Annotated in this window: 23 protein-coding genes and 4 tRNA genes; 2 read left to right on the top strand and 25 right to left on the bottom strand. The window is 59.7% G+C overall.

Annotation, left to right across the window (positions count from 1 at the left end):
• Window positions 1-10: 10 nt before the first annotated feature.
• The 25 genes from rplV to MQW23_RS00410 all read right to left on the bottom strand — a co-directional run bounded on the left by rplV (window position 11) and on the right by MQW23_RS00410 (window position 23,084).
• Window positions 11-343: a 50S ribosomal protein L22 gene (gene rplV / locus MQW23_RS00530; protein ID WP_252105864.1), complete on the bottom strand. Its 333-nt coding sequence runs from the start codon at window positions 341-343 to the stop codon at window positions 11-13.
• A gap of 18 nt (window positions 344-361) precedes the next feature.
• Window positions 362-637, bottom strand: a complete 276-nt coding sequence (rpsS, locus tag MQW23_RS00525; RefSeq protein WP_027337511.1) for a 30S ribosomal protein S19 — start codon at window positions 635-637, stop codon at window positions 362-364.
• 33 nt (window positions 638-670) lie between these two features.
• The gene (gene rplB, locus MQW23_RS00520) at window positions 671-1,501 is read right to left on the bottom strand and encodes a 50S ribosomal protein L2 (protein WP_252105863.1); all 831 of its coding nucleotides are present in this window, start codon (window positions 1,499-1,501) and stop codon (window positions 671-673) included.
• A gap of 17 nt (window positions 1,502-1,518) precedes the next feature.
• On the bottom strand, window positions 1,519-1,815 hold the full coding sequence (gene rplW / locus MQW23_RS00515) for a 50S ribosomal protein L23 (protein ID WP_252105862.1): 297 nt from the start codon (window positions 1,813-1,815) through the stop codon (window positions 1,519-1,521).
• A complete protein-coding gene (gene rplD / locus MQW23_RS00510) occupies window positions 1,812-2,417 on the bottom strand; it encodes a 50S ribosomal protein L4 (protein ID WP_252105861.1) in 606 nt (201 codons plus the stop codon). The genes rplW and rplD overlap by 4 nt, the downstream gene beginning before the upstream one ends.
• Window positions 2,418-2,432: 15 nt before the next feature.
• Window positions 2,433-3,071: a 50S ribosomal protein L3 gene (gene rplC / locus MQW23_RS00505; protein WP_252105860.1), complete on the bottom strand. Its 639-nt coding sequence runs from the start codon at window positions 3,069-3,071 to the stop codon at window positions 2,433-2,435.
• A gap of 148 nt (window positions 3,072-3,219) precedes the next feature.
• Complete coding sequence (gene rpsJ / locus MQW23_RS00500; protein ID WP_009098983.1) at window positions 3,220-3,531, bottom strand: 30S ribosomal protein S10; 312 nt, start codon at window positions 3,529-3,531, stop codon at window positions 3,220-3,222.
• A 158-nt stretch (window positions 3,532-3,689) separates the two neighbouring features.
• Complete coding sequence (gene tuf, locus MQW23_RS00495) at window positions 3,690-4,883, bottom strand: elongation factor Tu (RefSeq protein ID WP_252105859.1); 1,194 nt, start codon at window positions 4,881-4,883, stop codon at window positions 3,690-3,692.
• Between the two features lie 29 nt (window positions 4,884-4,912).
• Entirely contained in the window at window positions 4,913-7,036 is a 2,124-nt protein-coding gene (gene fusA, locus MQW23_RS00490) for an elongation factor G (protein WP_252105858.1), read from the bottom strand.
• Window positions 7,037-7,187: 151 nt separating this feature from the next.
• Window positions 7,188-7,658 (bottom strand): 30S ribosomal protein S7, encoded by a 471-nt coding sequence (rpsG, locus tag MQW23_RS00485; protein ID WP_252105857.1) that lies wholly within the window; start codon window positions 7,656-7,658, stop codon window positions 7,188-7,190.
• A gap of 116 nt (window positions 7,659-7,774) precedes the next feature.
• Window positions 7,775-8,149 (bottom strand): 30S ribosomal protein S12, encoded by a 375-nt coding sequence (gene rpsL, locus MQW23_RS00480; RefSeq protein ID WP_252105856.1) that lies wholly within the window; start codon window positions 8,147-8,149, stop codon window positions 7,775-7,777.
• Between the two features lie 199 nt (window positions 8,150-8,348).
• A complete protein-coding gene (gene rpoC / locus MQW23_RS00475; RefSeq protein ID WP_252105855.1) occupies window positions 8,349-12,563 on the bottom strand; it encodes a DNA-directed RNA polymerase subunit beta' in 4,215 nt (1,404 codons plus the stop codon).
• Window positions 12,564-12,573: 10 nt separating this feature from the next.
• Window positions 12,574-16,650 carry a DNA-directed RNA polymerase subunit beta gene (gene rpoB, locus MQW23_RS00470; protein ID WP_252105854.1) on the bottom strand — a complete coding sequence of 1,359 codons (4,077 nt, stop codon included), beginning with the start codon at window positions 16,648-16,650 and terminating at the stop codon, window positions 12,574-12,576.
• A gap of 329 nt (window positions 16,651-16,979) precedes the next feature.
• Window positions 16,980-17,354: a 50S ribosomal protein L7/L12 gene (rplL, locus tag MQW23_RS00465; protein WP_252105853.1), complete on the bottom strand. Its 375-nt coding sequence runs from the start codon at window positions 17,352-17,354 to the stop codon at window positions 16,980-16,982.
• A gap of 91 nt (window positions 17,355-17,445) precedes the next feature.
• Window positions 17,446-17,952, bottom strand: a complete 507-nt coding sequence (rplJ, locus tag MQW23_RS00460) for a 50S ribosomal protein L10 (protein WP_252105852.1) — start codon at window positions 17,950-17,952, stop codon at window positions 17,446-17,448.
• Between the two features lie 309 nt (window positions 17,953-18,261).
• Window positions 18,262-18,954: a 50S ribosomal protein L1 gene (gene rplA, locus MQW23_RS00455; RefSeq protein ID WP_252105851.1), complete on the bottom strand. Its 693-nt coding sequence runs from the start codon at window positions 18,952-18,954 to the stop codon at window positions 18,262-18,264.
• A 2-nt stretch (window positions 18,955-18,956) separates the two neighbouring features.
• Window positions 18,957-19,388 (bottom strand): 50S ribosomal protein L11, encoded by a 432-nt coding sequence (rplK, locus tag MQW23_RS00450; protein WP_252105850.1) that lies wholly within the window; start codon window positions 19,386-19,388, stop codon window positions 18,957-18,959.
• A gap of 165 nt (window positions 19,389-19,553) precedes the next feature.
• Window positions 19,554-20,087: a transcription termination/antitermination protein NusG gene (nusG, locus tag MQW23_RS00445; protein ID WP_252105849.1), complete on the bottom strand. Its 534-nt coding sequence runs from the start codon at window positions 20,085-20,087 to the stop codon at window positions 19,554-19,556.
• Window positions 20,088-20,095: 8 nt separating this feature from the next.
• Window positions 20,096-20,479, bottom strand: coding sequence for a preprotein translocase subunit SecE (gene secE / locus MQW23_RS00440; RefSeq protein WP_252105848.1), 384 nt, complete (start codon window positions 20,477-20,479; stop codon window positions 20,096-20,098).
• Window positions 20,480-20,551: 72 nt separating this feature from the next.
• Window positions 20,552-20,627 (bottom strand) — tRNA-Trp (locus tag MQW23_RS00435).
• Between the two features lie 146 nt (window positions 20,628-20,773).
• Window positions 20,774-20,848 (bottom strand) — tRNA-Thr (locus MQW23_RS00430).
• 33 nt (window positions 20,849-20,881) lie between these two features.
• Window positions 20,882-20,955, bottom strand: a tRNA-Gly gene (locus tag MQW23_RS00425).
• A 95-nt stretch (window positions 20,956-21,050) separates the two neighbouring features.
• Window positions 21,051-21,134 (bottom strand) — tRNA-Tyr (locus MQW23_RS00420).
• Window positions 21,135-21,264: 130 nt separating this feature from the next.
• Window positions 21,265-22,104 carry a type III pantothenate kinase gene (locus MQW23_RS00415; RefSeq protein ID WP_252105847.1) on the bottom strand — a complete coding sequence of 280 codons (840 nt, stop codon included), beginning with the start codon at window positions 22,102-22,104 and terminating at the stop codon, window positions 21,265-21,267.
• The gene (locus MQW23_RS00410; protein ID WP_252105846.1) at window positions 22,101-23,084 is read right to left on the bottom strand and encodes a biotin--[acetyl-CoA-carboxylase] ligase; all 984 of its coding nucleotides are present in this window, start codon (window positions 23,082-23,084) and stop codon (window positions 22,101-22,103) included. Before MQW23_RS00410 ends, MQW23_RS00415 begins: the two co-directional genes overlap by 4 nt.
• A 163-nt stretch (window positions 23,085-23,247) precedes the next feature.
• Between MQW23_RS00410 and typA the strand changes: the two genes are divergently transcribed.
• Together typA and MQW23_RS00400 are read left to right on the top strand one after the other, a co-directional pair.
• Window positions 23,248-25,074, top strand: a complete 1,827-nt coding sequence (typA, locus tag MQW23_RS00405; RefSeq protein ID WP_252105845.1) for a translational GTPase TypA — start codon at window positions 23,248-23,250, stop codon at window positions 25,072-25,074.
• A 317-nt stretch (window positions 25,075-25,391) separates the two neighbouring features.
• Complete coding sequence (locus MQW23_RS00400; RefSeq protein ID WP_252105844.1) at window positions 25,392-26,162, top strand: ABC transporter ATP-binding protein; 771 nt, start codon at window positions 25,392-25,394, stop codon at window positions 26,160-26,162.

The raw sequence follows: 26,162 nt of genomic DNA, 5'->3' as shown, positions 1-26,162 counted from the left end.
TGGTCGACTCCTACTTCTCGGCTACCTTGACGGTGATGTGGCAGGTGCGCTTCAAGATACGATCTGCGCGGCCTTTGGCGCGCGGCTTGATACGCTTGAGCGTCATGCCCTCATCGACGCAGATGGTCGAGACACGCAGCTCGTCGATGTCCATGCCGTTATTTTCTTCCGCATTCGCGATGGCGGACTGAAGCGTTTTCTTGACCAGTTTGGCAGCCTTCTTCGGTGAGAAGGTCAGCAGGTCAATAGCTTCGGCGACCGGTTTACCGCGCACCTGGTCAGCCACCAAACGGGCCTTCTGGGCGGATAAACGAGCGCCACGCAGCTTAGCTGTGACTTCCATCTCTCAATCCTCTCTGGCTTACCGTTTGGCTTTCTTGTCCGCCACATGCCCGCGATACGTGCGAGTGGCAGCGAATTCGCCCAGTTTATGACCCACCATTTCCTCGGAGACGTGCACCGGGACATGCTGGCGTCCGTTATGGACTGCGATGGTGAGACCTACCATGTTGGGCAGAATCATCGAACGACGCGACCAGGTCTTGATCGGTTTGCGGTCGTTCTTTTCCACTGCAGCCTCAACCTTCTTCAAAAGATGAAGGTCAATGAAGGGACCTTTCTTTAGTGAACGTGGCACAGCCGTTACCTCTTAATGTCTTGGCAATTTCGATCAACGCGTCTTGTTACGACGACGGATGATCAGCTTGTCGGTGCGCTTGTTCTTACGCGTCTTATGACCCTTGGTCGGCATACCCCACGGGGATACCGGATGACGGCCACCGCTGGTGCGGCCTTCACCACCACCGTGCGGGTGATCCACCGGGTTCATCGCGACACCGCGAACAGTCGGGCGCACGCCTCTCCAGCGCTTCGCACCGGCCTTGCCAAGTTGACGCAGGCTGTGCTCGGAGTTGCTCACTTCGCCCAGAGTCGCGCGGCACTCGGCCAGGATCTTGCGCATTTCGCCAGAGCGAAGACGCAAGGTGGCGTAGTTGCCTTCACGCGCAACCAGCTGTGCGCTAGTACCGGCACTGCGAGCAATCTGCGCGCCTTTACCCGGCTTCAGCTCGATCGCGTGAACGGTCGAACCCAGCGGGATGTTGCGCAGCGGCAAGGCATTGCCTTTCTTGATGGCGGCGTTGACACCGGATTCCAGCACGTCACCCGCGCTGACACCTTTCGGTGCGATGATGTAACGACGTTCGCCATCGGCGTACTTCAGCAGCGCAATGTGCGCGCTGCGGTTCGGATCGTGCTCGAGGCGCTCAACGGTGGCCGGAATGCCATCCTTGGTGCGCTTGAAGTCGATCAGACGGTAGTGCTGACGGTGACCACCGCCCACGTGGCGGGTGGTGATGCGACCGTAGTTGTTACGGCCACCGGACTTGGACTGTTTTTCCAAAAGCGGCGCGTAAGCACGGCCCTTGTACAGTTCCTCACCAACGATCTTGACGACGTGGCGACGACCGGCGGATGTGGGTTTGGTCTTGACGATTGCCATTATCCGTACTCCTGCCCTTATTCGGCGCCAGAGAAGTCTTCGAGCGTTTCACCCGCAGCCAGGGTCACATACGCTTTGCGGTAACCCTTACGCAGGCCAACGCCATGAGCAGTACGCTTGGTCTTGCCCTTGACGTTCAGTGTCTGAACGCTGCCGACCTTCTTGCCGAACAGTGCTTCGACGGCTTTCTTGATCTCGGGCTTGGTAGCGTCACTCGCTACCTTGAAGACGTACTGGTTGCGCTCGGCGGCCATCGCGGCCTTTTCGGTCACGTGCGGTCCAAGCAGAACCTTGAATACGCGTTCCTGGTTCATGCCAGCTTCTCCTCGAATTTACGCAGGGCGGAGACGGTGATCAGGACCTTATCGAAGGCCACCAGGCTCACCGGATCGGCTGCCGCGACATCCACCACGTTGACGTGGGGAAGGTTGCGAGCGGCCAGATAGAGCGTCTCGTCGATCTCTTCGGTGACGATCAACACTTTCTCAAGGTTGAGCTCTTTCAGCTTGGCAGCGACCTGCTTGGTCTTGGGCGCGTCCACGGTGAACTCTTCAACCGCCACCAGACGTTCCTGACGAACGAGCTCGGACAGAATGGAGCGCATCGCCGCACGGTACATCTTGCGGTTAACCTTCTGGGAGTGATCCTGCGGGCGAGCCGCGAAGGTTACGCCGCCGCTGCGCCATAGCGGCGAGCGGATGGTTCCGGCACGTGCGCGACCAGTGCCCTTCTGACGCCACGGCTTCTTACCACCACCGCGAACTTCAGAACGGTTCTTTTGAGCGCGAGTACCCTGGCGCGCACCGGCCAAATAGGCGGTGACGACCTGGTGAACGAGCGCTTCGTTGAATTCTTTGCCAAAAGTGGCGTCGGCTACTTCAACGGTACCCGTGCCTGCAGCAAGATTCAGATTCATTGGTAATTATCCCCTTCAGCCAGCTTTCACGGCGCTGCGAACGATGACGTCGCTACCGGTTGCACCCGGAACAGCACCCTTGATTAGCAGCAGGTTACGCTCGGCATCGACACGGACGATTTCAAGGCTTTGCACGGTGCAGCGGACGTTGCCCATCTGACCGGCCATTTTCTTGCCTTTGAATACGCGACCCGGGGTCTGACACATGCCGATAGAACCCGGCGCGCGGTGCGACAGGGAGTTACCATGGCTGTTGTCTTGGGTACGGAAGTTCCAGCGCTTAACAGCACCCTGGAAGCCTTTACCCTTGGAGGTGCCGGTCACGTCGATCATTTGACCAGCTTCGAAGAGGGATACGGTGAGTTCGCCACCCACTTCAGGAGCTTCTTCGCCTTCTGCAAGACGGAATTCCATCAGTGAACGACCAGCCTCAACACCCGCCTTGGCAAACTGTCCAGCTTGCGCTTTGGTTAGGTGCTTGGCTTTGCGAGAGCCTGTGGTGACCTGTACCGCTGCGTAGCCGTCGGATTCGACGGTTTTAACGCGCGTGACACGGTTAGGATCCACTTCAATAACGGTTACGGGAACGGACGAGCCGTCTTCGGTAAAGACACGGGTCATCCCGGCCTTTTTACCGACTAAACCGATAGTCATACTCAGTCTCCTATAGTGTACGGGGCTATCACCCGCTATGGCTGCCCTTTCCAGAGCATTCCACTAGCACATTGTGTGGCGTCTCACGACGCGGCGGCTGCTGATCAAAAAACGTTAATGAACGCTGGGCCGCAAGTGTCTAGTGTGATTAGTCGAGCTTGATTTGCACGTCTACGCCAGCGGCGAGGTCGAGCTTCATCAGCGCATCAACGGTTTTCTCGGTCGGCTCGACGATATCGAGCACACGCTTGTGCGTACGAATCTCATACTGATCGCGCGCGTCCTTATTGACGTGCGGAGAAATCAGGATGGTGTAGCGCTCGCGGTTGGTCGGCAGCGGGATCGGTCCACGAACCTGAGCACCAGTACGCTTAGCGGTTTCAACGATTTCCGCTGTGGACTGATCGATCAGGCGATGGTCGAACGCTTTCAACCGAATGCGAATCTTTTGGTTCTGCATTTGCCCTAAACTCCAATGGATGTCGACGGCGCGAGCCGTCTACCCACGCATTCAAAGGATGCGCATTATATGCACGTCAAAAGCACGTGTCAAACATTTGCTCATGATGCGCAGAAAAGGGGGCTCCTTGGAGCCCCCTTCGTCATTCAGCGACTAACTTACTGAACGATTTTGGCTACAACGCCAGCACCAACGGTACGGCCGCCTTCGCGAATCGCGAAGCGCAGGCCGTCTTCCATGGCGATCGGCGCGATCAGGGTAACAACCATTTGGATGTTGTCGCCCGGCATAACCATTTCAACGCCTTCCGGCAGTTCACAAGTACCGGTTACGTCGGTGGTACGGAAGTAGAACTGCGGACGGTAGCCCTTGAAGAACGGCGTGTGACGACCACCCTCTTCCTTGGACAGAACGTAGACTTCGGCTTCGAAGACGGTGTGCGGCTTGATGGTGCCCGGCTTGGCCAGAACCTGACCACGCTCGACGTCATCACGCTTGGTACCACGCAGAAGGGCACCAACGTTCTCACCTGCACGACCTTCGTCGAGCAGCTTACGGAACATTTCGACACCGGTAACGGTGGTCTTGGTGGTGTCCTTCATACCGACGATTTCAACTTCTTCGCCAGCTTTAACGATACCGCGCTCTACACGACCGGTAACAACAGTACCGCGGCCAGAGATAGAGAATACGTCTTCGATCGGCATCAGGAACGGCTGGTCGATCGCACGCTCCGGCTCAGGGATGTAGTCATCCAGCGCCTTGATCAGGTTGGCAACGGCGGTAGTACCCATGCCGTTGTCGTCCTTGCCTTCCAGCGCCATCAGAGCGGAGCCAGTGATGATCGGCGTGTCGTCGCCCGGGAAGTCGTACTGAGACAGAAGTTCACGAACTTCCATTTCGACCAGCTCGAGGAGCTCTTCGTCATCGACCATGTCTGCCTTGTTCAGGAAGACAACGATGAACGGAACGCCAACCTGACGAGACAGCAGGATGTGCTCGCGGGTTTGCGGCATCGGGCCGTCAGCGGCAGAACATACCAGGATCGCGCCGTCCATCTGCGCAGCACCGGTGATCATGTTCTTGACGTAGTCAGCGTGTCCCGGGCAGTCAACGTGTGCGTAGTGACGCACTTCAGACTGGTACTCAACGTGAGACGTTGCGATGGTGATACCGCGCTCGCGCTCTTCCGGAGCGTTATCGATGGTATCGAATTCACGCCAGTCGCCACCGAATACTTCGGCAGACACGCGAGTCAGGGCCGCGGTCAGAGTCGTTTTACCGTGGTCGACGTGACCGATGGTGCCGACGTTGATATGCGGTTTGGAACGTTCGAATTTTTCCTTAGCCACTGCTATAACCTCTTTACGTTAGCTAACGGTTAACCGTTTTGGTTGATGACGGCTTCAACGACGCTGGAGGGCGCCTCATCGTACTTCGCGAACTCCATGGAGTAGCTCGCACGGCCCTGGGTCTGAGAGCGTAGATCGGTTGCATAACCGAACATCTCACCCAGCGGCACCGTTGCACGGATGACCTTACCTGCAGAGGAGTCATCCATGCCCTGCACCAAGCCGCGACGACGGTTCAGGTCGCCCATGACGTCACCCATAAAGTCTTCGGGAGTCACGACCTCGACCTTCATCACCGGCTCCAGCAGCACGGCCTTGGCCTTCCTGGCACCTTCTTTCACGGCCATGGAAGAAGCAATCTTGAACGCGGTCTCGTTCGAGTCCACGTCGTGGTAGGAACCATCGTACAGCGTTACTTTAACGTCGATCATCGGGTAACCCGCGATGACACCGTTTTTCAGCTGCTCGTAAGCACCCTTTTCTACCGCCGGCACGTATTCCTTCGGAACCACGCCGCCCACGATTTCAGAGTTGAACTTGAAGAAGATTTCGTCTTCGCCTTCACCCTTCTCTTCAGCGGTCAGCGGCTCGATACGCAGGTAAACGTGACCGAACTGACCACGACCACCGGACTGACGTACGAACTTGCCTTCCTGCTCGACGCTGCCGCGAATGGTTTCGCGGTAGGCGACCTGCGGCTTACCGATATTGGCATCAACCTTGAACTCGCGACGCATGCGGTCAACGATGATGTCCAGGTGAAGCTCACCCATACCGGAAATGATGGTCTGGCCGGTCTCTTCGTCGGTTTTCACCTGGAAAGAGGGATCTTCCTGGGCCAGTTTGCCCAGTGCCACGCCCATTTTTTCCTGGTCGGCTTTCGACTTCGGCTCGACCGCGACCGAGATAACCGGATCCGGGAACTCCATGCGCTCAAGGATAATCTTGTTATCGATGTCGCACAGGGTGTCACCGGTGGTGACGTCCTTCAGACCGATACAGGCGGCGATATCGCCAGCCAGGATTTCCTTGATCTCTTCACGCGAGTTGGAGTGCATCTGAACGATACGACCCACACGCTCTTTCTTGCCCTTGACGGAGTTGTACACACCATCGCCAGACTTCAGAACGCCCGAGTAGACGCGGATGAAGGTCAGGGTACCGACGAAGGGGTCGGTCGCGATCTTGAACGCCAGCGCCGCGAAGGGCTGGTTGTCGTCGGCTTCGCGAGTGGCGATGGTACCGTCTTTATCGTCCAGCTCACCTTCGATCGCTTTAACTTCGGTCGGAGACGGCATGTATTCGATAACGCCGTCGAGAACCGCCTGTACGCCCTTGTTCTTGAACGCAGAGCCACAGGTGACCAGGACGACTTCGTTGGCGAGGGTACGCGCACGAAGGCCGGCCTTGATCTCTTCGATGGTCAAGTCACCCTCTTCGAGGTACTTATCCATCAGCTCTTCAGACGCTTCCGCAGCACACTCGACCATCTCTTCGCGGTACTTCTCGGCGGTCTCCTTGAGCTCGTCCGGAATGTCCACGAGGTCGTAGTTCATGCCAAGGCTCGCCTCGTCCCACAGAATCGCTTTCATCTGCAGCAGGTCGATAACGCCCTTGAAGTCTTCCTCGGTGCCCCAGTTGATCTGGATCGGCACGGCGTTGGCGCCCAGACGATCTTTCAACTGGTCGACGACCATGAAGAAGTCAGCGCCGGTACGGTCCATCTTGTTGACGAACACCATGCGCGGAACTTCGTACTTATTGGCCTGACGCCATACGGTTTCGGTCTGCGGCTGAACACCGGAGGAGCCACACAGAACGACGACCGCACCATCGAGAACACGCAGAGAACGCTCGACTTCGATGGTGAAGTCAACGTGTCCGGGGGTGTCGATGATGTTAATGCGGTGCTCGTCGAACTGCTTGTTCATGCCCTGCCAGAAACAGGTGGTCGCAGCTGAGGTGATAGTGATACCACGCTCCTGCTCCTGCTCCATCCAGTCCATGGTCGCCGCACCGTCGTGCACTTCGCCCACTTTGTGGGAAAGGCCGGTGTAAAACAGTACGCGCTCAGTTGTCGTGGTTTTACCCGCGTCAACGTGAGCGACGATACCGATATTGCGATAACGCTTTAGTGGAGTCTTGCGTGCCACGGTGAAACTCCCGTTAGTTGGCGATGCTATTGGATCCTGCGACTTCTTTTATGCCACCGCCGCCATCAGCGGATAGCGGCGGTGGGTTGCGGCGAGGCTCGAGCGCGACGCACGCAACGGGTTAAAAGAAACCCACTCAGCAACGCCGAGCTTAGAAACGATAGTGAGAGAAGGCCTTGTTGGCTTCAGCCATACGATGCACGTCTTCACGCTTCTTGACAGCGGAGCCCTTGCCTTCGGCGGCGTCCAGCATTTCGCCTGCAAGGCGCTGAACCATCGTTTTTTCACCGCGGCGACGCGCAGCGTCTACCAGCCAGCGCATAGCCAGCGCCTGGCGGCGAGACGGACGAACTTCAACCGGCACCTGATAGGTCGCACCGCCAACGCGGCGCGATTTCACTTCGACCATCGGCTGAATGGTTTCCAGCGCTTTGTCGAAGATTTCCAGCGGCTCTTCATTACTACGCTCGGCAACCCTGTCCAACGCACCGTATACGATGCGCTCAGCTACGGACTTTTTGCCGCTGACCATCAGGTGGTTCATGAACTTCGCCAAGCGGTCACTTCCGAACTTCGGATCCGGCAGGATTTCGCGTTTGGCTACAACTCTTCTTCTAGGCATGATAAGCCCTCAATTAAGGATCCTTCAGGTAAACCCGGGGCTTACGGTCGCCTTATGGCGTTGCCCGACCTTACTCTTATCAGACCAGCAAATTCGTATTAAAGAGACCGTGAGTCTTAGGACTTCGGCTTCTTGGTACCGTATTTGGAACGACCCTGACGACGGTTCTGTACGCCGGAGGTGTCGAGCGCGCCGCGAACGGTGTGATAACGCACACCGGGCAAGTCTTTTACACGACCGCCACGGATCAGAACAACGGAGTGTTCCTGCAGGTTGTGACCTTCACCACCGATGTAGGAAGAGACTTCGAACCCGTTGGTCAGGCGCACACGGCAAACCTTACGCAGGGCCGAGTTCGGCTTCTTCGGGGTGGTGGTGTAAACGCGGGTACAAACGCCGCGCTTTTGCGGGCAGGCCTGAAGCGCGGGCACGTCACTTTTCGTGACGGGGCGCTTGCGCGGCTTGCGCACTAGCTGATTAATCGTTGCCATGGTGTTTAGCTGACTCCAATGGTTGCCTTGGCCTTTTTAGCGGTGCGGGCGCACCCACCCCACTGTTAAAGGCTGCGCATTCTAATGGCTCACCCCGGGTTTCGTCAAGCCCCGCCGGCGTTTTGCCGGCGGAACCGCGCCCCTGGGACCAGCCGCCTGGTGAATCACTCAACCGCGTGACTCGAAACCTTCGAGCTGATTACAGCTCGTCGTCGGTGTCGAGAGCGGTGAGCTGAGCACCCAGCTCCTGTTCGACCTCGGTCGCCGAGGGGTTGAACAGACGCTCGACGTCTTCGCGCTTGCGACGACGCTCGGCGTGGTGAGTCAAACCGGTACCAGCCGGAATCAGACGTCCCACCACGACGTTTTCTTTCAAACCGCGCAAGTAGTCACGCTTGCCGGTGACTGCCGCTTCGGTCAGTACCCGCGTGGTCTCCTGGAACGAGGCCGCCGAAATGAACGACTCGGTCGCCAGGCTCGCCTTGGTGATACCCAACAGCAGACGCGTGTACTTGGCCGGGAACTTGCCTTCTTTCTCGAGACGCTCGTTCTGCTCGAGTACGCGCACAAGCTCTGCCTGGTCACCGGTGATGAAGTCGGAGTCACCGGAATCGGTGATTTCGACCTTGCGCAGCATCTGACGCACGATGACTTCAATGTGCTTGTCGTTGATGCCAACGCCTTGCAGACGGTAAACGTCCTGCACCTCGGCGGTGATGTACTTGGCCAGCTCCGCCACGCCCAGAAGACGCAGAATGTCGTGCGGGTTGCTCGGGCCATCGGAGATGACCTCGCCCTTCTCGACGGTCTCGCCTTCGAACACAGCGATCTGGCGCCACTTGGGAATCAGCGCCTCGAAGGGATCGCCAGATTCCGGGGTGATCGTCAGACGACGCTTGCCCTTGGTCTCCTTACCGAAGCTCACCACGCCGCTGATCTCGGCAAGAATCGACGATTCCTTGGGTTTGCGCGCCTCGAACAGATCCGCCACGCGCGGCAGACCACCGGTGATGTCCTTGTTACCGGACGCCTCGACCGGAATACGGGCGACGACCTCACCCACGCCGATGGCGGTACCATCGTCGACGGAGATGATCGAGTTACCCGGCAGCAGGTACTGTACCGGCGTGTTGGAACCGGAGACCGACACGTACTCACCGGCGGCGTCCTGCAGCATGACCATTGGGCGCTTGTCGCGGCCAGCCATCGGGCGCGCCGCGGACTCGATTACCTCGATGGAAGAGAGGCCGGTCATCTCATCGACGGAGCGGTGCATGGTGACACCCTCGTCAAGGTCGATGAACTGCGCTTTACCTTCCACCTCGGCCACGATCGGATGCGTGTGCGGGTCCCACTTGGCCACGGTCGCACCGGCATCGACGACGTCGCCGTCGCGTACCGACAGTTCGGCACCGTAGGGCAGCTTGTAGTACTCGCGCTCACGGCCGTGGTCGTCGGCGACGGCCAGGGCGCTGGAGCGTGACACCACGACCAGTTTGCCGTCGGCGCGCTCGACGTGCTTGATGTTGTGCAGACGTACCTTACCGCCGTGCTTGACCTGAACGCTGTCCACCGCCGAGGAGCGCGAGGCCGCGCCGCCGATGTGGAACGTACGCATGGTCAGCTGGGTACCCGGCTCACCGATGGACTGCGCGGCGATGACGCCCACGGACTCACCGATGTTGACCTGGTGACCGCGGGCCAGATCGCGCCCGTAGCAGGACGAGCAAACACCGTGCGGCGTGTCACAGGTAATGGTCGAGCGCACCACGATTTCGTCGACGCCCATGGTGTCAAGCGCCGCGCACCACTTCTCGTCGAGCAGCGTGTTACGCGCGATCAACACTTCCTCGGTGCTCGGGTCGATGACGTCCAGCGCCACGACGCGGCCGAGTACACGCTGAGACAGCGGTACGATGATGTCGCCACCCTCGATGATCGGGTGCAGCGTCAGGCCGTTCTCGGTGCCGCAATCGGTCTCGGTGATGACCAGATCCTGGGCCACGTCGACCAGACGACGCGTCAGGTAACCGGAGTTGGCCGTTTTCAGGGCCGTATCCGCCAGACCTTTACGTGCACCGTGGGTCGAGATGAAGTACTGAAGTACGTTCAGACCTTCACGGAAGTTGGCGACGATCGGCGTTTCGATGATCGAGCCGTCCGGCTTGGCCATCAGTCCGCGCATACCGGCGAGCTGACGGATCTGGGCCGCACTACCTCGGGCGCCGGAGTCGGCCATGATGAAGACGCTGTTGAACGAGTCCTGCTCGACTTCGTTGCCATCACGGTCGATCACGGTCTCTTTCGAGATACCGGTCATCATCGCCTTGGCCACTTTATCGTTGGCCTTGGACCAGATGTCGATGACCTTGTTGTACTTTTCACCCGCGGTCACAAGACCGGAGGAGAACTGGTCTTCGATCTCTTTGACTTCGGCTTCCGCCGCGTCGACGATCTCGGTCTTGGCGTCCGGAATGACGAAGTCGTTGACGCCGATGGAGGCGCCGGACCAGGTCGCCAGGCGGAAACCGGTGTACATCAGCTGGTCAGCGAAGATCACCGTGGGCTTGAGCCCGGAGCGGCGATACACCTCGTTGATCAGCCCGGAGATCGCCTTCTTCTTCATCGGCTTGTCGATGAGCTCAAACGGCACGCCTTCCGGCAGAATGCGGAACAGCAGCGCACGACCGACGGTGGTGTCGTAAATGGAGCGCTTGTCGCTGCGCTCGCCGGTCTCTTCGTCGATCACGACTTCATCGAGTCGCACCTTGATGCGGGCATGCAAGGAAACGGTTTGCGTACCGAAGGCGCGCTCGACCTCGTTCAGGCCAGAGAACACCATGCCCTCGCCCTTGGCGTTGATCTTCTCGCGGGTCATGTAGTAAAGACCCAGTACCACGTCCTGAGACGGTACGATGATCGGCTCGCCGTTGGCCGGTGACAGCACGTTGTTGGTGGCCATCATCAGCGCACGGGCTTCGAGCTGGGCTTCCAGGGTCAGCGGTACGTGGACCGCCATCTGGTCGCCGTCGAAGTCGGCGTTGTAGGCCGCACACACCAGCGGGTGCAGCTGGATCGCTTTACCTTCGATCAACAGCGGCTCGAACGCCTGGATACCGAGGCGGTGCAGGGTCGGTGCGCGGTTCAAGAGTACCGGGTGCTCGCGGATGACGTCGGCAAGGATATCCCACACTTCCGGTAGCTCGCGCTCGACCATCTTCTTCGCGGCCTTGATCGTGGAGGCGTGCCCCAGCGACTGAAGCTTCGAGTAGATGAACGGCTTGAACAGTTCGAGCGCCATTTTCTTCGGCAGACCGCACTGGTGCAGACGCAGGGTCGGGCCGACGGTGATGACCGAACGACCGGAGTAGTCGACGCGTTTGCCCAGCAAGTTCTGACGGAAACGGCCCTGCTTACCCTTGATCATGTCAGCCAGGGATTTCAGCGGGCGCTTGTTGGAGCCGGTGATCGCACGGCCGCGGCGGCCGTTATCCAGCAGCGCGTCGACCGCCTCCTGAAGCATACGCTTTTCGTTGCGCACGATGATGTCCGGCGCGTTCAGATCGAGCAGACGCTTCAGGCGGTTGTTGCGGTTGATCACGCGGCGATACAGGTCGTTCAAATCCGACGTCGCGAAGCGGCCGCCGTCCAGCGGGACGAGCGGGCGCAAATCCGGCGGCAGCACTGGCAGCACTTCCATGACCATCCACGCCGGCGCGTTGCCGGAGTGGTAGAACGCTTCCAGAAGCTTCAAGCGCTTGGAGAGCTTCTTGATCTTGGTTTCGGAGTTGGTCTGCGGAATCTCTTCGCGCAGCGTGTTGATCTCTTCTTCCAGATCGATGTCTTTCAGAAGCTCCTGCACTGCTTCGGCGCCCATGCGGGCATCGAAGTCGTCGCCGAACTCTTCAAGGGCCTCAAAATACTGCTCGTCGTTCAAGAGCTGACCACGCTCGAGCGTAGTCATGCCCGGGTCGATCACCACAAACGATTCGAAGTAGAGCACGCGCTCGATGTCACGCAGCGTCATGTCCAGGAACATGCCGATGCGTGAAGGCAGCGATTTCAAGAACCAGATGTGGGCCACCGGGCTCGCAAGCTCGATGTGGCCCATGCGCTCACGGCGCACGGCGGCCTTGGTCACTTCGACACCGCACTTCTCGCAGATGATGCCGCGGTGCTTCATGCGCTTGTACTTGCCGCACAGGCACTCGTAGTCCTTCACTGGGCCAAAGATCTTGGCGCAGAACAGACCATCACGCTCGGGCTTGAACGTCCGGTAGTTGATGGTCTCGGGCTTTTTCACCTCGCCAAACGACCAGGAGCGAATCATGTCCGGCGACGCAAGGGTAATCTTGATCGCATCAAACTCTTCGGACTGAGACTGCGATTTGAGTACTTTCACCAAATCTTTCATTGGACAGCTCCTAGCTCTCTAACTCGATATCGATGCCCAGCGAGCGGATTTCCTTCACCAGTACGTTGAAGGACTCCGGCATGCCTGCCTGCATGGTGTGGTCGCCATCCACGATGTTCTTGTACATCTTGGTGCGGCCTTCGACGTCGTCCGACTTGACGGTGAGCATCTCTTGTAGCGTGTACGCCGCGCCGTAGGCTTCCAGCGCCCACACTTCCATTTCACCGAAGCGCTGGCCACCGAACTGCGCCTTACCGCCCAGCGGCTGCTGGGTCACCAGCGAGTACGAGCCGGTAGAACGGGCGTGCATCTTGTCGTCGACCAGGTGGTTGAGCTTCAGCATGTACATGTAGCCCACGGTTACCGGGCGATCGAACATGTCGCCGGTACGCCCGTCGTACAGCTTCATCTGGCCGGACTCGGGAATGTCCGCAAGCTTCAGCAGGTGCTTGATCTCGTGCTCCTTGGCACCGTCGAACACCGGCGTGGCCATCGGCACACCGCCCTTGAGGTTCTTCGCCAGCGCAATGACTTCGTCGTCGCTGAGCGAATCGATGTCTTCAAGGCGCGTACCCGGGGTGTTGTACACCTGACCGAGGAAGTCGCGGATTTCCGCCAGCTGCTGGCCACGGGCGTCGCGCAGCATGGCGTCGATCTTCACACCCAAACCACGAGCGGCCATGCCCAAGTGGGTTTCGAGGATCTGACCCACGTTCATACGCGACGGAACACCCAAGGGGTTGAGCACCACGTCGACCGGCTCGCCCTTATCGTCGAACGGCATGTCCTCGATCGGCATGATCGCCGAGATGACACCCTTGTTACCGTGACGGCCGGCCATCTTGTCGCCCGGCTGGATGCGACGCTTGACCGCCATGTAGACCTTGACGATTTTAAGCACGCCCGGTGCGAGGTCGTCGCCCTGAGTGAGCTTGCGCTTCTTGTCTTCGAAACGCTCGTCCATCTCTTTACGACGGTTTTCGAGCTGTTCGTCAGCTTGGGCGAGCAGTTCGTTGAACGACTCGTCCTGCATGCGCAGCTTGAACCACTGCTGACGCGGAAGCTCTTCCAGGTAGGCTTCGTCGAGCACGTCGCCCTTCTTGAGCTGCGGGCCGCCGTTGACCGCCTGACCGTCCAGGGTGCGCTTGAGACGCTCGAACGTGGCGTCTTCGGCGATCCGGTAGGTCTCCTGAAGATCCTTGCGGACTTCGTCGAGCTGCATCTGCTCGATGGAGAGCGCGCGGGAGTCCTTCTCGACACCGTCGCGGGTGAAGACCTGCACGTCGATGACCGTACCCTTCATGCCGGTCGGCGCACGCAGCGACGTATCTTTAACGTCGCTTGCCTTCTCACCGAAGATGGCACGCAAGAGCTTCTCTTCCGGCGTCAGCTGGGTTTCGCCCTTCGGCGTGACCTTACCGACCAGAATGTCGCCGGGGCCGACTTCGGCACCGATGTAGACGACACCCGCCTCGTCCAGTTTGCCCAGCGCCGACTCGCCGACGTTGGGAATGTCCGAGGTGATCTCTTCCGGGCCGAGCTTGGTGTCGCGGGACACGCAGGTCAGCTCCTGGATGTGGATCGTAGTGAAACGGTCTTCCTGAACCGCCCGCTCGGAGAGCAGGATGGAGTCCTCGAAGTTGTAACCGTTCCAGGGCATGAACGCGATGCGCATGTTCTGACCGAGTGCCAGATCACCCATGTCGACGGACGGGCCGTCGGCGAGGATGTCGCCGCGGGCGACGTTGTCGCCGGGGCGCACGATCGGGCGCTGGTTCATGCAGGTGTTCTGGTTCGAACGGGTGTACTTGGTCAGGTTGTAGATGTCGACCCCGGCTTCACCGCCGATGATCTCATCTTCGTTGACCCGTACTACCACGCGACGCGCGTCGACGGAGTCGATTACGCCGCCGCGGCGCGCCACGGCGCACACGCCGGAGTCGCGCGCCACGAAACGCTCCATACCGGTACCCACGAGCGGCTTGTCGGCGCGCAGCGTCGGCACCGCCTGACGCTGCATGTTCGCGCCCATCAATGCGCGGTTGGCGTCATCGTGCTCGAGGAACGGAATCAGCGCCGCAGCCACGGAGACGACCTGACGCGGCGACACGTCCATCAGCGTGACCTGCTCGGGACGCATGAACGTGGTCTCGCCACGGTGACGCACCTGCACCAGATCATCAGAGAGCTGGCCGGCTTCGTTGACCGCCGCCGAGGCCTGAGCGATGACGAAGTCACCCTCTTCGATCGCCGAGAGGTGAACGATATCGTCGGTGACCTGACCCGCGTTCACCTTGCGGTACGGCGTCTCGAGGAAACCGTAGCTGTTGGTGTGGCTGTAGGTCGCCAGCGAGTTGATCAGACCGATGTTCGGGCCTTCCGGCGTTTCGATCGGGCACAGACGGCCGTAGTGCGTGGCGTGTACGTCGCGCACCTCGAAGCCGGCGCGCTCGCGGGTCAGACCGCCCGGGCCTAGCGCGGAGACACGACGCTTGTGCGTGACCTCGGACAGCGGGTTGTTCTGGTCCATGAACTGGGAAAGCTGGCTGGAACCGAAGAACTCTTTCACCGCCGCCGCGACCGGCTTGGCGTTGATAAGATCCTGCGGCATCAGGCCTTCGCTTTCGGCCATGGACAGACGCTCTTTCACCGCGCGCTCAACGCGCACCAGGCCTACACGGAACTGGTTCTCGGCCATTTCGCCGACGCAGCGAATACGGCGGTTACCCAAGTGGTCGATGTCATCGACGTCGCCGAAGCCGTTACGTATGTTGATCAGCTCGCGCAGCACGTCGAGGATGTCGGTGCGATCCAGCACGCCGGAGCCAGTGTCGGATTCACGACGCAGGCGACGGTTGAACTTCATCCGGCCCACACCGGAGAGATCGTAGCGATCTTCGGTGAAGAACAGGTTGTGGAACAGCGTCTCGGCGGCTTCCTTGGTGGGCGGCTCGCCGGGGCGCATCATACGATAGATCTCGACGAGCGCCTCGAGCTGCGACCCGGTGGTGTCGAGCTTCAGGGTGTCGGAGATGAACGAACCGCAGTCGAGATCGTTGGTGTAAAGCGTCTCGATTTGCGTGATGCCGCCTTGGGCCATGCGCTCGAGCACTTCCGGGGTGATCTCGGTGTTGCAGTTGACGATCAACTCGCCGGTCTTGGCGTCGATCTGATCCTTGGCCAGAGTCTTGCCGAACAGGTACTCCATCGGCACTTCCAGACGCTCGAGTCCGGCCTTTTCCAGCTGGCGGATGTGCTTCTGGGTGATACGACGGCCTTCCTCGACGATCAGCTCGCCGTTGCCATCCTTGATGTCGAAGGTGGCGGTGTCACCGCGCAGGCGCGACGGCACGAGCTCCACAGAGAAGCCGGACTTCTCGATGTGGAACTTGCTGGTCTCGAAGAATTCGTCGAGGATCTCTTCGGTGCTCATACCCAGCGCACGCATCAGCACCGAGGCCGGCAGTTTGCGGCGACGGTCGATACGCACGAACACGTTGTCTTTCGGGTCGAATTCGAAGTCGAGCCAAGAGCCGCGGTAAGGAATCACGCGAGCAGAGTACAAAAGCTTGCCGGACGAGTGGCTCTTGCCCTTGTCGTGATCGAAGAACACACCGGGTGAGCGGTGGAGCTGGGAAACGATTACCCGCTCGGTACCGTTGATGACGAAGGTACCGTTCTCAGTCATCAGGGGAATTTCCCCCATGTAGACTTCTTGCTCTTTGATATCTTTAATGGCTTTATTGGAAGAGTCGCGATCATAAATGATCAAGCGAACCTTCACGCGCAGCGGTGCCGAGTAGGTGACACCGCGCAGCTGGCACTCTTTTACGTCGAACGCCGGCGTGCCGAAGCGGTAGCTGACATACTCGAGCGCGGCGTTGCCGGAAAAGCTCTCGATCGGAAAGACGGACTTAAACGCCGCATGCAGACCGACCTCGTGACGCTCGTCAGGCGAACGGTCCTGCTGGAGAAAGTCGTAGTAGGAATCAAGCTGGATCGCCAGCAAGTAAGGCACATCCATCACTTGGGGCAGTTTGCCGAAATCCTTGCGGATGCGTTTTTTCTCAGTATATGAGTAAGCCATCTGTATTCCCCAGCTTGTTCACCATGGGTGGCCGATGCGTGGTCATCTGCCCCGCGGGCGTTTCAGACGCAGACAGCAAGCTCCTAAATCGGTAGCTCGCCGTCAAAAATCTTGATAGATAACAGTGTTATCCGACGCTCATTCGGGTATAAAACCCTTTAACGACGATACCAAACACCGGTCTTACTGTGTGGCTGCCCTATTGGCAGCCTTTCTGCATAACACGGCAACGCGTTTGATGCCAGTTACAACAGAAAAAGGCCGGCAGCGGGAGGGCCCGCCGCCAGCCGTGGAAGCTTACGCCGCGCGTAAAGCCACCGGCACAAGAATTACTTGAGCTCGACGGATGCGCCTGCTTCTTCCAGCTTGGTCTTCGCAGCTTCTGCGTCGTCCTTGGACATGCCTTCTTTCAGCGTAGCCGGCGCGCCGTCGACGGCACCCTTGGCTTCTTTCAGGCCAAGACCGGTGATTTCGCGAACGGCCTTGATGACGTTGACTTTCTTGTCGCCAGCAGAAGTCAGAACTAGGTCGAACTCGGTCTGCTCTTCAGCGGCAGCGGCGTCGCCACCAGCGCCCGGGCCAGCGACAACAGCAGCGGCTGCAGATACGCCGAATTTCTCTTCCATTGCTTCGATCAGCTCGACAACTTCCATTACGGACATGTCGGCTACAGCATTGATGATATCGTCTTTGGACAGTGCCATTGTTTCATTCCTAACTTTGCGGGAGTCTTGCGACTCGGGATTCGTTGCTCGGCTCTAACAGCGCTTTCACGCTGCCAGCAGGGGAAGCGGTTTACGCCGCTTCGGCTTCCTGCTTCTGGTCGCGCAGGGCGGCCAGGGTACGAACCAGCTTGCCAGCGGAGGCTTCTTTCATGACCGACATCAACTTGGCGATAGCCTCGTCGTAAGTCGGCAGGGTTGCCAGACGGTCGATGTCGGCAGCCGGAATCAGCTCACCTTCGTAGGCCAGCGCTTTTACTTCGAAGTTCTGCTCGGCCTTGGCAAACTCCTTGAACAAACGAGCGGCAGCGCCCGGATGATCGGTGGAGAAAGCCAACAGAGTCGGGCCAACGAAGCTCTCGGTCAGACACTCCCACTGAGTGCCCTCGAGGGCGCGGCGTGCCAGGGTGTTGCGGACAACACGAATCTGGACGCCATTCTCGCGCGCTTGCTTGCGCAGGTCGGTCATTTTGCCAACCGTCACGCCGCGAGAATCGGCAACTACGACGGAGAGTGCGTCCTTGGCCGCTTCACTCACCTCGGCAACAATCGCTTTCTTGCCTTCAAGTGCTAGTGGCACAGTGATCACTCCTTCGTGCCGGACCTTCAAGGCCCGGTGGTTACCATCTCTTTCGGAGCCAACCGCTCCCCGAAAGCCGTAGGGATGGTGCTCACCAGACAAGCGCTGCTTAAAAGCATCAACCAACTGGCGGCCACACCATCTGCGCAGGCGCTTTGAGCGATTAAGCCATCGAGACGTTGCCTCGGCTGGCACCTGCGGTCTTTGACGGCGCTCCACGCATGCGTGGAGGACCGCAAAGTTCTTGCCTTACTTCTGTCAGGCGCGCCGGGCAGTGCCCGGCGCGCCTCCATCGAGTTCCGACGACGTTTAGACGTAGGCGGAGTGGTCGATGGTGATACCCGGGCCCATGGTAGTGGACAGTGTCATTTTCTTAAAGTAGATACCCTTGGACGTGCTCGGCTTGAGACGCTTCAGGTCAGCGACTAGCGCTTCCAGGTTGCCGGCAACGGCGCTCGCTTCAAAATCGATTTTACCCAGCGTGGTGTGGATAATACCGTTTTTGTCGGTACGGAAACGTACCTGACCGGCCTTGGCGTTTTTCACCGCGGTAGCGACGTCCGGCGTCACGGTACCGACTTTCGGGTTCGGCATCAGGCCGCGCGGGCCGAGGATCTGACCCAGCTGGCCCACAACGCGCATGGCGTCCGGCGAGGCGATGACGACGTCAAAGTCCATCACGCCCTTTTTGACCTGCTCAGCCAGCTCGTCCATGCCCACGATGTCGGCGCCGGCTTCTTTAGCGGCGTCGGCGTTGGCACCCTGGGTGAAGACAGCAACGCGTACGTCCTTGCCAGTACCGTTAGGCATGACGGTAGCGCCACGAACGACCTGGTCGGATTTACGCGGATCAACGCCCAGGTTGATCGCCACGTCCACGGACTCCTTGAACTTCACGGTGGAGAGCTCGGAGAGCAGGTTGACCGCTTCTTCCAGAGAGTACGCTTTCTTGGTGTCTACTTTGGCGCGAATGTTCTGCGCGCGCTTGGACAGTTTAGCCATGATCAGAGACCCTCCACGTTTAGGCCCATGCTACGAGCGCTACCAGCGATCGTGCGTACGGCGGCGTCAAGATCGGCGGCCGTCATGTCCGGCTCTTTAGTGCGGGCGATCTCTTCGAGCTGCTCGCGGGTCACGGTACCGACTTTTTGCTTGTTCGGTACGCCAGAACCGGACTTGATGCCAGCGGCTTTTTTCAGCAGCACGGCAGCAGGCGCGGTTTTGGTGACGAACGTGAAGCTACGGTCGGAATAAACGGTGATCACGACAGGCGTCGGCAGACCGGCTTCAATATCCTGGGTTGCAGCGTTGAACGCCTTGCAGAATTCCATGATATTGACGCCGTGCTGACCCAGCGCGGGGCCGACGGGCGGACTCGGATTGGCTTTACCTGCAGCGACCTGCAGTTTGATATAAGCCTGTACTTTCTTGGCCATGGTGATTACTCCAGTTGGGTGATAACGCCTGACGGCTCCCCGGTGTACGTAAAACGGCCAATGCCGCTTTACATGAAAATCGTTTTACTGCGCGGTTTCGTTCGAACGGCCTATCCTGCCCTGCTCTTTTCCGGCTCGCTCGCTCTCGACCGGGTCTTTCTTGACTCAGTCCTTCTCGACCTGGGAGAACTCAAGCTCTACCGGCGTGGCACGGCCAAAGATCAGCACGCTGACCTGCAAGCGGCTCTTTTCGTAGTTTACTTCTTCGACGACACCGTTGAAGTCGGCGAACGGCCCGTCGGTGACACGCACTGACTGGCCCGGCTCGAACATGGTCTTAGGCCGCGGTTTGTCGGTGCCATCCTTGACGCGATGAAGAATAGCGTCCGCTTCGCGGGTGGTGATCGGCGCCGGTTTCTCCTTGGTGCCACCGATGAAGCCCATTACGCGGGGCGTCTCGTTGACCAGGTGCCAGGTTTCGTCGACCATTTCCATCTCGACCAGCACGTAGCCCGGATAGAATTTACGCTCACTCTTGCGGCGCTTGCCGTCGCGCATTTCGACCACTTCTTCCGTTGGCACTAAAATTTCGCCGAAGCGGTCTTCCATGCCATACATCTTCACTCGCTCGATGAGCGAGCGCATCACGTGCTTTTCAAAGCCGGAATAGGCGTGGACGACATACCAACGTTTGGACATGAAAACTCCTAACCAATGACGCCGGACATTGCCCAGCCAAGAAGCGTGTCGATCAACCAGAGCATCAGGCCGACCACCATGACGGCCACCAGCACGATGGCGGTGGTCTGAATGGTTTCGGCGCGCGTGGGCCAAACGACCCGTTGAATCTCTTTCTTGGCGCTAACCGCAAGCTCGACCAGAGCGCGACCCTTGGTCGTGGTCAGCGCGATGAGACCGGCACCGACACACAAAAGCACAACGCCTAACACCCGGTAGAGCAAGGCGACATCGGCAAAATACGTGTTACCCACAACGGCAACGACAAGCAGCGCCGCGACGGCTACCCACTTGAGGCCATCGTGACGTGATTGTTGCACCTCGGCGCCAGGTTTTACGGAACTAGGCTTCATGAAAACGAGACTCCTCAGGGTGCAGCAAGCGACTTGGAATTCTTGAAAAAGACATACCAACCTGGGGAAGGTTGGCAGGCCAGGAGGGACTCGAACCCCCAACCTGCGGTTTTGGAGACCGCTGCTCTGCCAATTGAGCCACTGGCCTGTATCATCGTGTGCGTTTGCACACCTGCGCTACAGCGGGCGACATGATAGCGAAGAACCGCCATCTTGACAACCCTTACACATCGTCTACCGCATCGCGCGGCGACAAGACAAAAAAAGCGAGCAATGCCCGCTTTTTTCGAAATATGGAGCTCATGGACGGAATTGAACCGTCGACCTCACCCTTACCAAGGGTGTGCTCTACCCCTGAGCTACATGAGCTTAACTTACGCTACAAATCCACAAACGCTTGACTGGAGCGGGCGGCGGGAATCGAACCCGCACCATCAGCTTGGAAGGCTGAGGTTCTACCATTGAACTACGCCCGCTTGATCAAACATGAATCAAAAACCGGCAAGCTCAACCGAAAAACACGCCTTGCGGCTTTCAACTCCAGCAGCAAAAACCAACGCTGCCGTAAAACTGGTGGAGAGGGAAGGATTCGAACCTTCGAAGCTTTCGCGGCAGATTTACAGTCTGCTCCCTTTGGCCACTCGGGAACCTCTCCAGCTGTGGCGGCACATTATGCCAGCCTCCAAAACAGTGTCAAGCCAGATAGTTACTTAATTTATCAAAGCTTTTGACTCAGCGCACACCGCTTTCACGGGCCGCACTGCCTTGGAACGCGCTGCATTCTGTCAAAGCAGCATGGAAAAAGCAAGCGCTGCGCGAATTTTTTCCAGCGCCACCGGCTCGGGCACTCGCGGGGCGCCTGCCATGCGCCCCGCGCGCTCGGCAAAGGTGAGCGGAAAACTCGCCTCCAGCCCGCCATATACCATATCCGGCCACACCGCGTGGGGTACACGCACTCCGCGGGAGATCACCCGCGCGTCGCCGCCGGTCAATAGCATCGGCAGCGTGACGCCCTGCTGGTCGCACACCTCGCTGTACACCCGGTTGATCGCGCTGACCGCCGCCATATAGATGCCGTGATTAACCGCGTCCACCGTGCGCCGGCCAGGCTCCAGCAGCGCCTCGGCTTCGCTGTCCGGGTCGATCGCCACGTTGCGCGTGCCAAGCTGCAGACTCTCCTTCATCAGCCTGAGTCCGGGAATGATGAAGCCGCCCAAGTGCGTGCCGCCGGGAAGCACGAAGTCGACGGTAATGGCGCTACCGCAGTCCACCGCGCAGCAGCCGCCGGCGAGCTGGTAGCCCGCCAGCGCCCCCATCCAGCGGTCCACCCCGAGCTTGCCCGGCTCGTCGTAGCCGTTGATCACCCCAAGCGATTCGGGCAGCGATTTGGCGACGAAGACGTGGCGCACCTGGCGGCGCAACAGCTTGACCGTGTCGTCGAGTACCGCGGCGCGGGCGACGCTTGAAATACGCACCGCCTCGACCACGTCGAGATCCGGGATGTCAGCGCCAGGGCGCCACTCTTCCCGCGTCCATACCGCCCCGCGCGAGCGTATCTCGCTGCTCGCGGCATCTTTCAGGCGCCACTTGGAGAGCGTATTACCGATATCAAGATCCAGAATCATAAGCGCCTGCGTACGCTGATCTCACCGCCGGACAAACGTCGCGTCTGGCCGTTTTCGCTCACCCAGAGATTGCCGCTGCCGTCGACGTCGCCGGCGACCGCTTCGCTTTCCCGGGCGCCCTGAATGACGCGCACATTGAGCCCCTTGTAGGCGTGGCGCGCGTTCCACTCGTCGCGCCAGACGCCAAAGCCGCGCTCCTCGAAGCCGGCGAGCATGGCCAGAAGCTCTGCGATCACCTCGGCGGCGAGCTGATTGCGCGAAAGCGCGGCCACCTCATCGAAAAGGGCGGCCACCGGCTGGTCGATCGACTCACGCAGGCTCTGGGGCAAAAAGAGATTCATGCCCATACCGATTACTGCCTCGCAGGGGCCGGCGGCGTCGCCGGTCACCTCGATCAGGATACCGGCGAGCTTACCGAGCTCGCCGTTCTTGTCAGAAAGCAACACGTCGTTGGGCCACTTGAGCTTTGGCGCCACCCCATGGCGCTCGAGCACCTGGGCCACCACCACGCCCACCGCCAGGCTCAGCCCTTCGAGAGAGGCCACGCCGGCCTCGAAGCGCCAGCCGAGCGAGAGCATCAGGCTCTGCCCCCAGGGCGTGGACCACACCCGCCCACGCCGCCCGCGCCCGGCGGTTTGCAGCTCGACCAGGCACACCTCGCCGTGGCCGGCGCCCTGATCGAAGCGCGCGCGCAGATACTCGTTGCTCGAGGGGAGTTGGTCCTCCACGAACAGCCGCGTCAGCAGATGGCGCGCCTCGGCGGGAAGCTCCGATACGACCCGCTTGCCGTCCAGCGGCTCAAGCGGCTGGGCCAGGCGGTACCCGCGGCCTTTCACCGCGACCAGCTCCACACCCATGGCATCGAGCTTTTTGAGCTGTTTCCACACCGCGGCGCGGGAAACGCCCAGCGCCTGGCCGAGCGCCTCGCCGGAATGGACGTCGCCATCGCTTAACAAACGCATCAGGTTGCCGATGGTCATGTCCTTGCCCCAGTTGGGAAAACGCCTATCTTACCGGATGCGCCCAAGCGGCGAAAACTGCCGCCATTGGGTTATTGACTTGCTTCTTTATTTAAGACAGCGCTGGTAGTCGCCCCACCCCAGACCCTATAATGCCGCCCTATTTTTCCAGCAGGATCGCGTCGTGATCGAGAATCTTCGTAACATTGCCATTATCGCCCACGTTGACCACGGTAAGACTACCCTGGTCGACAAGCTGTTGAGTCAATCCGGTACGCTTGATCGTAAGGCCGAAGGCCAGGAGCGTATCATGGATTCGAACGACCAGGAGAAGGAGCGCGGTATCACCATCCTGGCCAAGAACACCGCTATCAAGTGGCAGGATGACAAGGGTACGGACTACCACATCAACATCGTCGACACCCCCGGGCACGCCGACTTCGGTGGCGAAGTCGAGCGCGTCATGTCGATGGTGGACTCGGTCTTGCTGCTGGTCGACGCCGTCGACGGCCCAATGCCGCAAACCCGCTTCGTGACTCAGAAGGCCTTCGCCCAGGGCCTGAAGCCGATCGTCGTGGTCAACAAGATCGACCGCCCCGGCGCGCGCCCGGACTGGGTCATCGACCAGATCTTCGATCTGTTCGACAACCTCGGCGCTTCTGACGAGCAGCTCGACTTCCCGATCATCTACTGCTCAGCGCTCAACGGCATCGCTGGCATGGAACCGGACGCGCTCGAAGAGAGCATGGACCCGATGTTCAAGTCGATCGTCAACATCGTCGAGCCGCCCAAAGTCGAAATCGACGGCCCGTTCCAGATGCAGATCTCCGCACTCGACTACAACAGCTACGTCGGCGTCATCGGTCTTGGCCGCATCAAGCGTGGTAGCGTCAAGCCAGGCCAGCAGATCAGCGTGATCACCAAGGAAGGCAATACCCGTAAGGGCAAGATCGGCCAGGTGATGACCCACATGGGTCTCGAGCGCGTGCAGACCGACGAAGCCACCGCCGGCGACATCGTTTGTGTCACCGGTATCGAAAATCTGGCGATCTCCGATACGCTGTGCGACGTCAACACCGTCGAAGCGCTGCCGCCGCTGACCGTCGACGAGCCGACCGTCTCCATGACCTTCCAGGTCAACGACTCGCCGTTTGCGGGTAAAGATGGCAAGTACGTCACCAGCCGTAACATTCGTGACCGCCTCGAGCAGGAGCTGATCCACAACGTGGCGCTGCGTGTCGAGCAGGGCGAAACCCCGGAGAAGTTCAAGGTCTCCGGTCGTGGTGAGCTGCACCTGTCGGTACTGATCGAGTCCATGCGCCGTGAAGGCTTCGAGCTGGCCGTTGGCCGCCCCGAGGTCATCATCAAGGAGATCGACGGCGAGAAGCAGGAGCCCTACGAAGAAGTCATCATCGACTGCGAAGAGCAGCACCAGGGCGCGATCATGGAAGAGCTCGGCTACCGCAAGGGCGAGCTCTCCAACATGAACCCGGATGGCAAGGGCCGCGTGCGCCTGGACTTCATCATCCCAGCGCGCGGCTTGATCGGTTTCCGTGGCCAGTTCCTCACGCTGACTTCCGGCACCGGCATCCTGACCAGCCGCTTCGATCACTATGGCCCGCTCAAGCCCGACGCCTCTATCGAGCGTCGCAACGGCGTGCTGGTTTCCATGGTCGGCGGTAAGGCGCTTTCCTATGCGCTTTACACCCTGCAGGAGCGCGGCAAGCTGATCATCGATCACGCCACCGAAGTGTACGAAGGCATGCTGATCGGTATCAACAACCGTGCCAACGACATGGTCGTGAACCCGACCAAGGGTAAGAAGCTCGACAACATGCGCTCCACCGGTAACGATGAAAACATCGTGCTGACGCCGCCGATCAAGTTCACTCTGGAGCAGGCGATCGAATTCCTCGACTCCGACGAGCTGGTGGAAGTGACCCCGTCGCACATTCGTCTACGCAAGAAGCACCTGACCGAAAACGAGCGTAAGCGCGCCGGCAAGAAATAAGCCCGCCGCTCGCCCCGAAAGCCCGCCACCGCGCGGGCTTTTTTGTGCCCGGCGCTTATGCTCGCGCGCATTTAACGCGCTGGTTAACGCAGCCTAAACGCAAGGGGGCTGGAAAGCGGCTCCGTTCTGTCGCAAAGTAGATCTCGAACCGCGCCCAAGAACGCGGCTATCCTACAATTCATACAGGTGTTTGGATCGTGATCCGAGCCGACACCCACAGGGACGCTCCCGCACATGAGCCGTGTCGCCGCGCCGGCGCCGCCCTTTTGAGGGCCGGGCGATGGCCGGGCAGCTGCCTTCCCTGGCAAGAGGACACCATGACCCCGATTATCGAAGTACAACACGTCAACAAGGCCTTCGGCGGGCTACACGTCATTAACGACTGCTCGATCAAGGTCGAGAAAGGCTCCATCACCGGCATGATCGGCCCCAACGGGGCAGGCAAATCGACGCTTTTCAACCTGATCGCCGGCTCTCTCGTCCCGGACAGCGGCCATATCCTGCTCGACGGCGAAGAGATCACCCGGCTTCCCGCCGATGCCCGCTTTCACAAGGGATTACTGCGCACCTTCCAGATCGCCCACGAGTTCAGCCAGATGAGCGCGCTCGAGAACCTGATGATGGTGCCGCCGCGCCAGGCCGGCGAGCGCCTGTTCAATACCTGGTTCAAGCCGGGGCTCGTACGCCGCGAGGAGGACGAGGTGCGCCGCCGCGCGCTGGAGGTGATCGAGTTCGTGGGCCTGCACCACGTGCGAAACGAGCTGGCGGGCAATCTTTCCGGCGGGCAGAAGAAGCTTCTGGAGCTTGGTCGCACCATGATGACCGACGCGAAAGTGGTGCTGCTCGACGAAATCGCCGCCGGGGTCAACCGCACGCTGCTGGGCGATCTGATGGGCAATATCGAGCGGCTGAATCGCGAAATGGGCTACACCTTTTTGGTCATCGAGCACGACATGGAAATGATCAGCCGCCTGTGCGACCCGGTCATCGTGCTGGCCCAGGGCAGCGTCATGGTCGAGGGTTCGATCGAGGAGATCCAGCAAAACCCCGAGGTGATCGAGGCCTATTTCGGCAGCGATGCCGCTTAG

This window comes from Halomonas sp. S3-1-1 (genome assembly GCF_023757625.1).
Lineage (GTDB): Bacteria > Pseudomonadota > Gammaproteobacteria > Pseudomonadales > Halomonadaceae > Vreelandella.
The sequence above is the reverse complement of the archived record's forward strand: the minus strand, read 5'-3'. Positions and strand labels throughout refer to the sequence as shown.

Excerpts from the sequence above, each read along its gene's own strand:
- rplV (WP_252105864.1), bottom strand. The coding sequence starts at position 343 with ATGGAAGTCACAGCTAAGCTGCGTGGCGCTCGTTTATCCGCCCAGAAG.
- rplB (WP_252105863.1), bottom strand. The coding sequence starts at position 1,501 with ATGGCAATCGTCAAGACCAAACCCACATCCGCCGGTCGTCGCCACGTC.
- rplW (WP_252105862.1), bottom strand. The coding sequence starts at position 1,815 with ATGAACCAGGAACGCGTATTCAAGGTTCTGCTTGGACCGCACGTGACC.
- rplD (WP_252105861.1), bottom strand. The coding sequence starts at position 2,417 with ATGAATCTGAATCTTGCTGCAGGCACGGGTACCGTTGAAGTAGCCGAC.
- rplC (WP_252105860.1), bottom strand. The coding sequence starts at position 3,071 with ATGACTATCGGTTTAGTCGGTAAAAAGGCCGGGATGACCCGTGTCTTT.
- rpsJ (WP_009098983.1), bottom strand. The coding sequence starts at position 3,531 with ATGCAGAACCAAAAGATTCGCATTCGGTTGAAAGCGTTCGACCATCGC.
- rpsG (WP_252105857.1), bottom strand. The coding sequence starts at position 7,658 with ATGCCTAGAAGAAGAGTTGTAGCCAAACGCGAAATCCTGCCGGATCCG.
- rpsL (WP_252105856.1), bottom strand. The coding sequence starts at position 8,149 with ATGGCAACGATTAATCAGCTAGTGCGCAAGCCGCGCAAGCGCCCCGTC.
- rpoC (WP_252105855.1), bottom strand. The coding sequence starts at position 12,563 with ATGAAAGATTTGGTGAAAGTACTCAAATCGCAGTCTCAGTCCGAAGAG.
- rpoB (WP_252105854.1), bottom strand. The coding sequence starts at position 16,650 with ATGGCTTACTCATATACTGAGAAAAAACGCATCCGCAAGGATTTCGGC.
- rplL (WP_252105853.1), bottom strand. The coding sequence starts at position 17,354 with ATGGCACTGTCCAAAGACGATATCATCAATGCTGTAGCCGACATGTCC.
- rplA (WP_252105851.1), bottom strand. The coding sequence starts at position 18,954 with ATGGCTAAACTGTCCAAGCGCGCGCAGAACATTCGCGCCAAAGTAGAC.
- rplK (WP_252105850.1), bottom strand. The coding sequence starts at position 19,388 with ATGGCCAAGAAAGTACAGGCTTATATCAAACTGCAGGTCGCTGCAGGT.
- nusG (WP_252105849.1), bottom strand. The coding sequence starts at position 20,087 with ATGTCCAAACGTTGGTATGTCGTCCACGCCTATTCCGGCTTTGAAAAG.
- secE (WP_252105848.1), bottom strand. The coding sequence starts at position 20,479 with ATGAAGCCTAGTTCCGTAAAACCTGGCGCCGAGGTGCAACAATCACGT.
- MQW23_RS00415 (WP_252105847.1), bottom strand. The coding sequence starts at position 22,104 with ATGATTCTGGATCTTGATATCGGTAATACGCTCTCCAAGTGGCGCCTG.
- MQW23_RS00410 (WP_252105846.1), bottom strand. The coding sequence starts at position 23,084 with ATGACCATCGGCAACCTGATGCGTTTGTTAAGCGATGGCGACGTCCAT.
- MQW23_RS00400 (WP_252105844.1), top strand. The coding sequence starts at position 25,392 with ATGACCCCGATTATCGAAGTACAACACGTCAACAAGGCCTTCGGCGGG.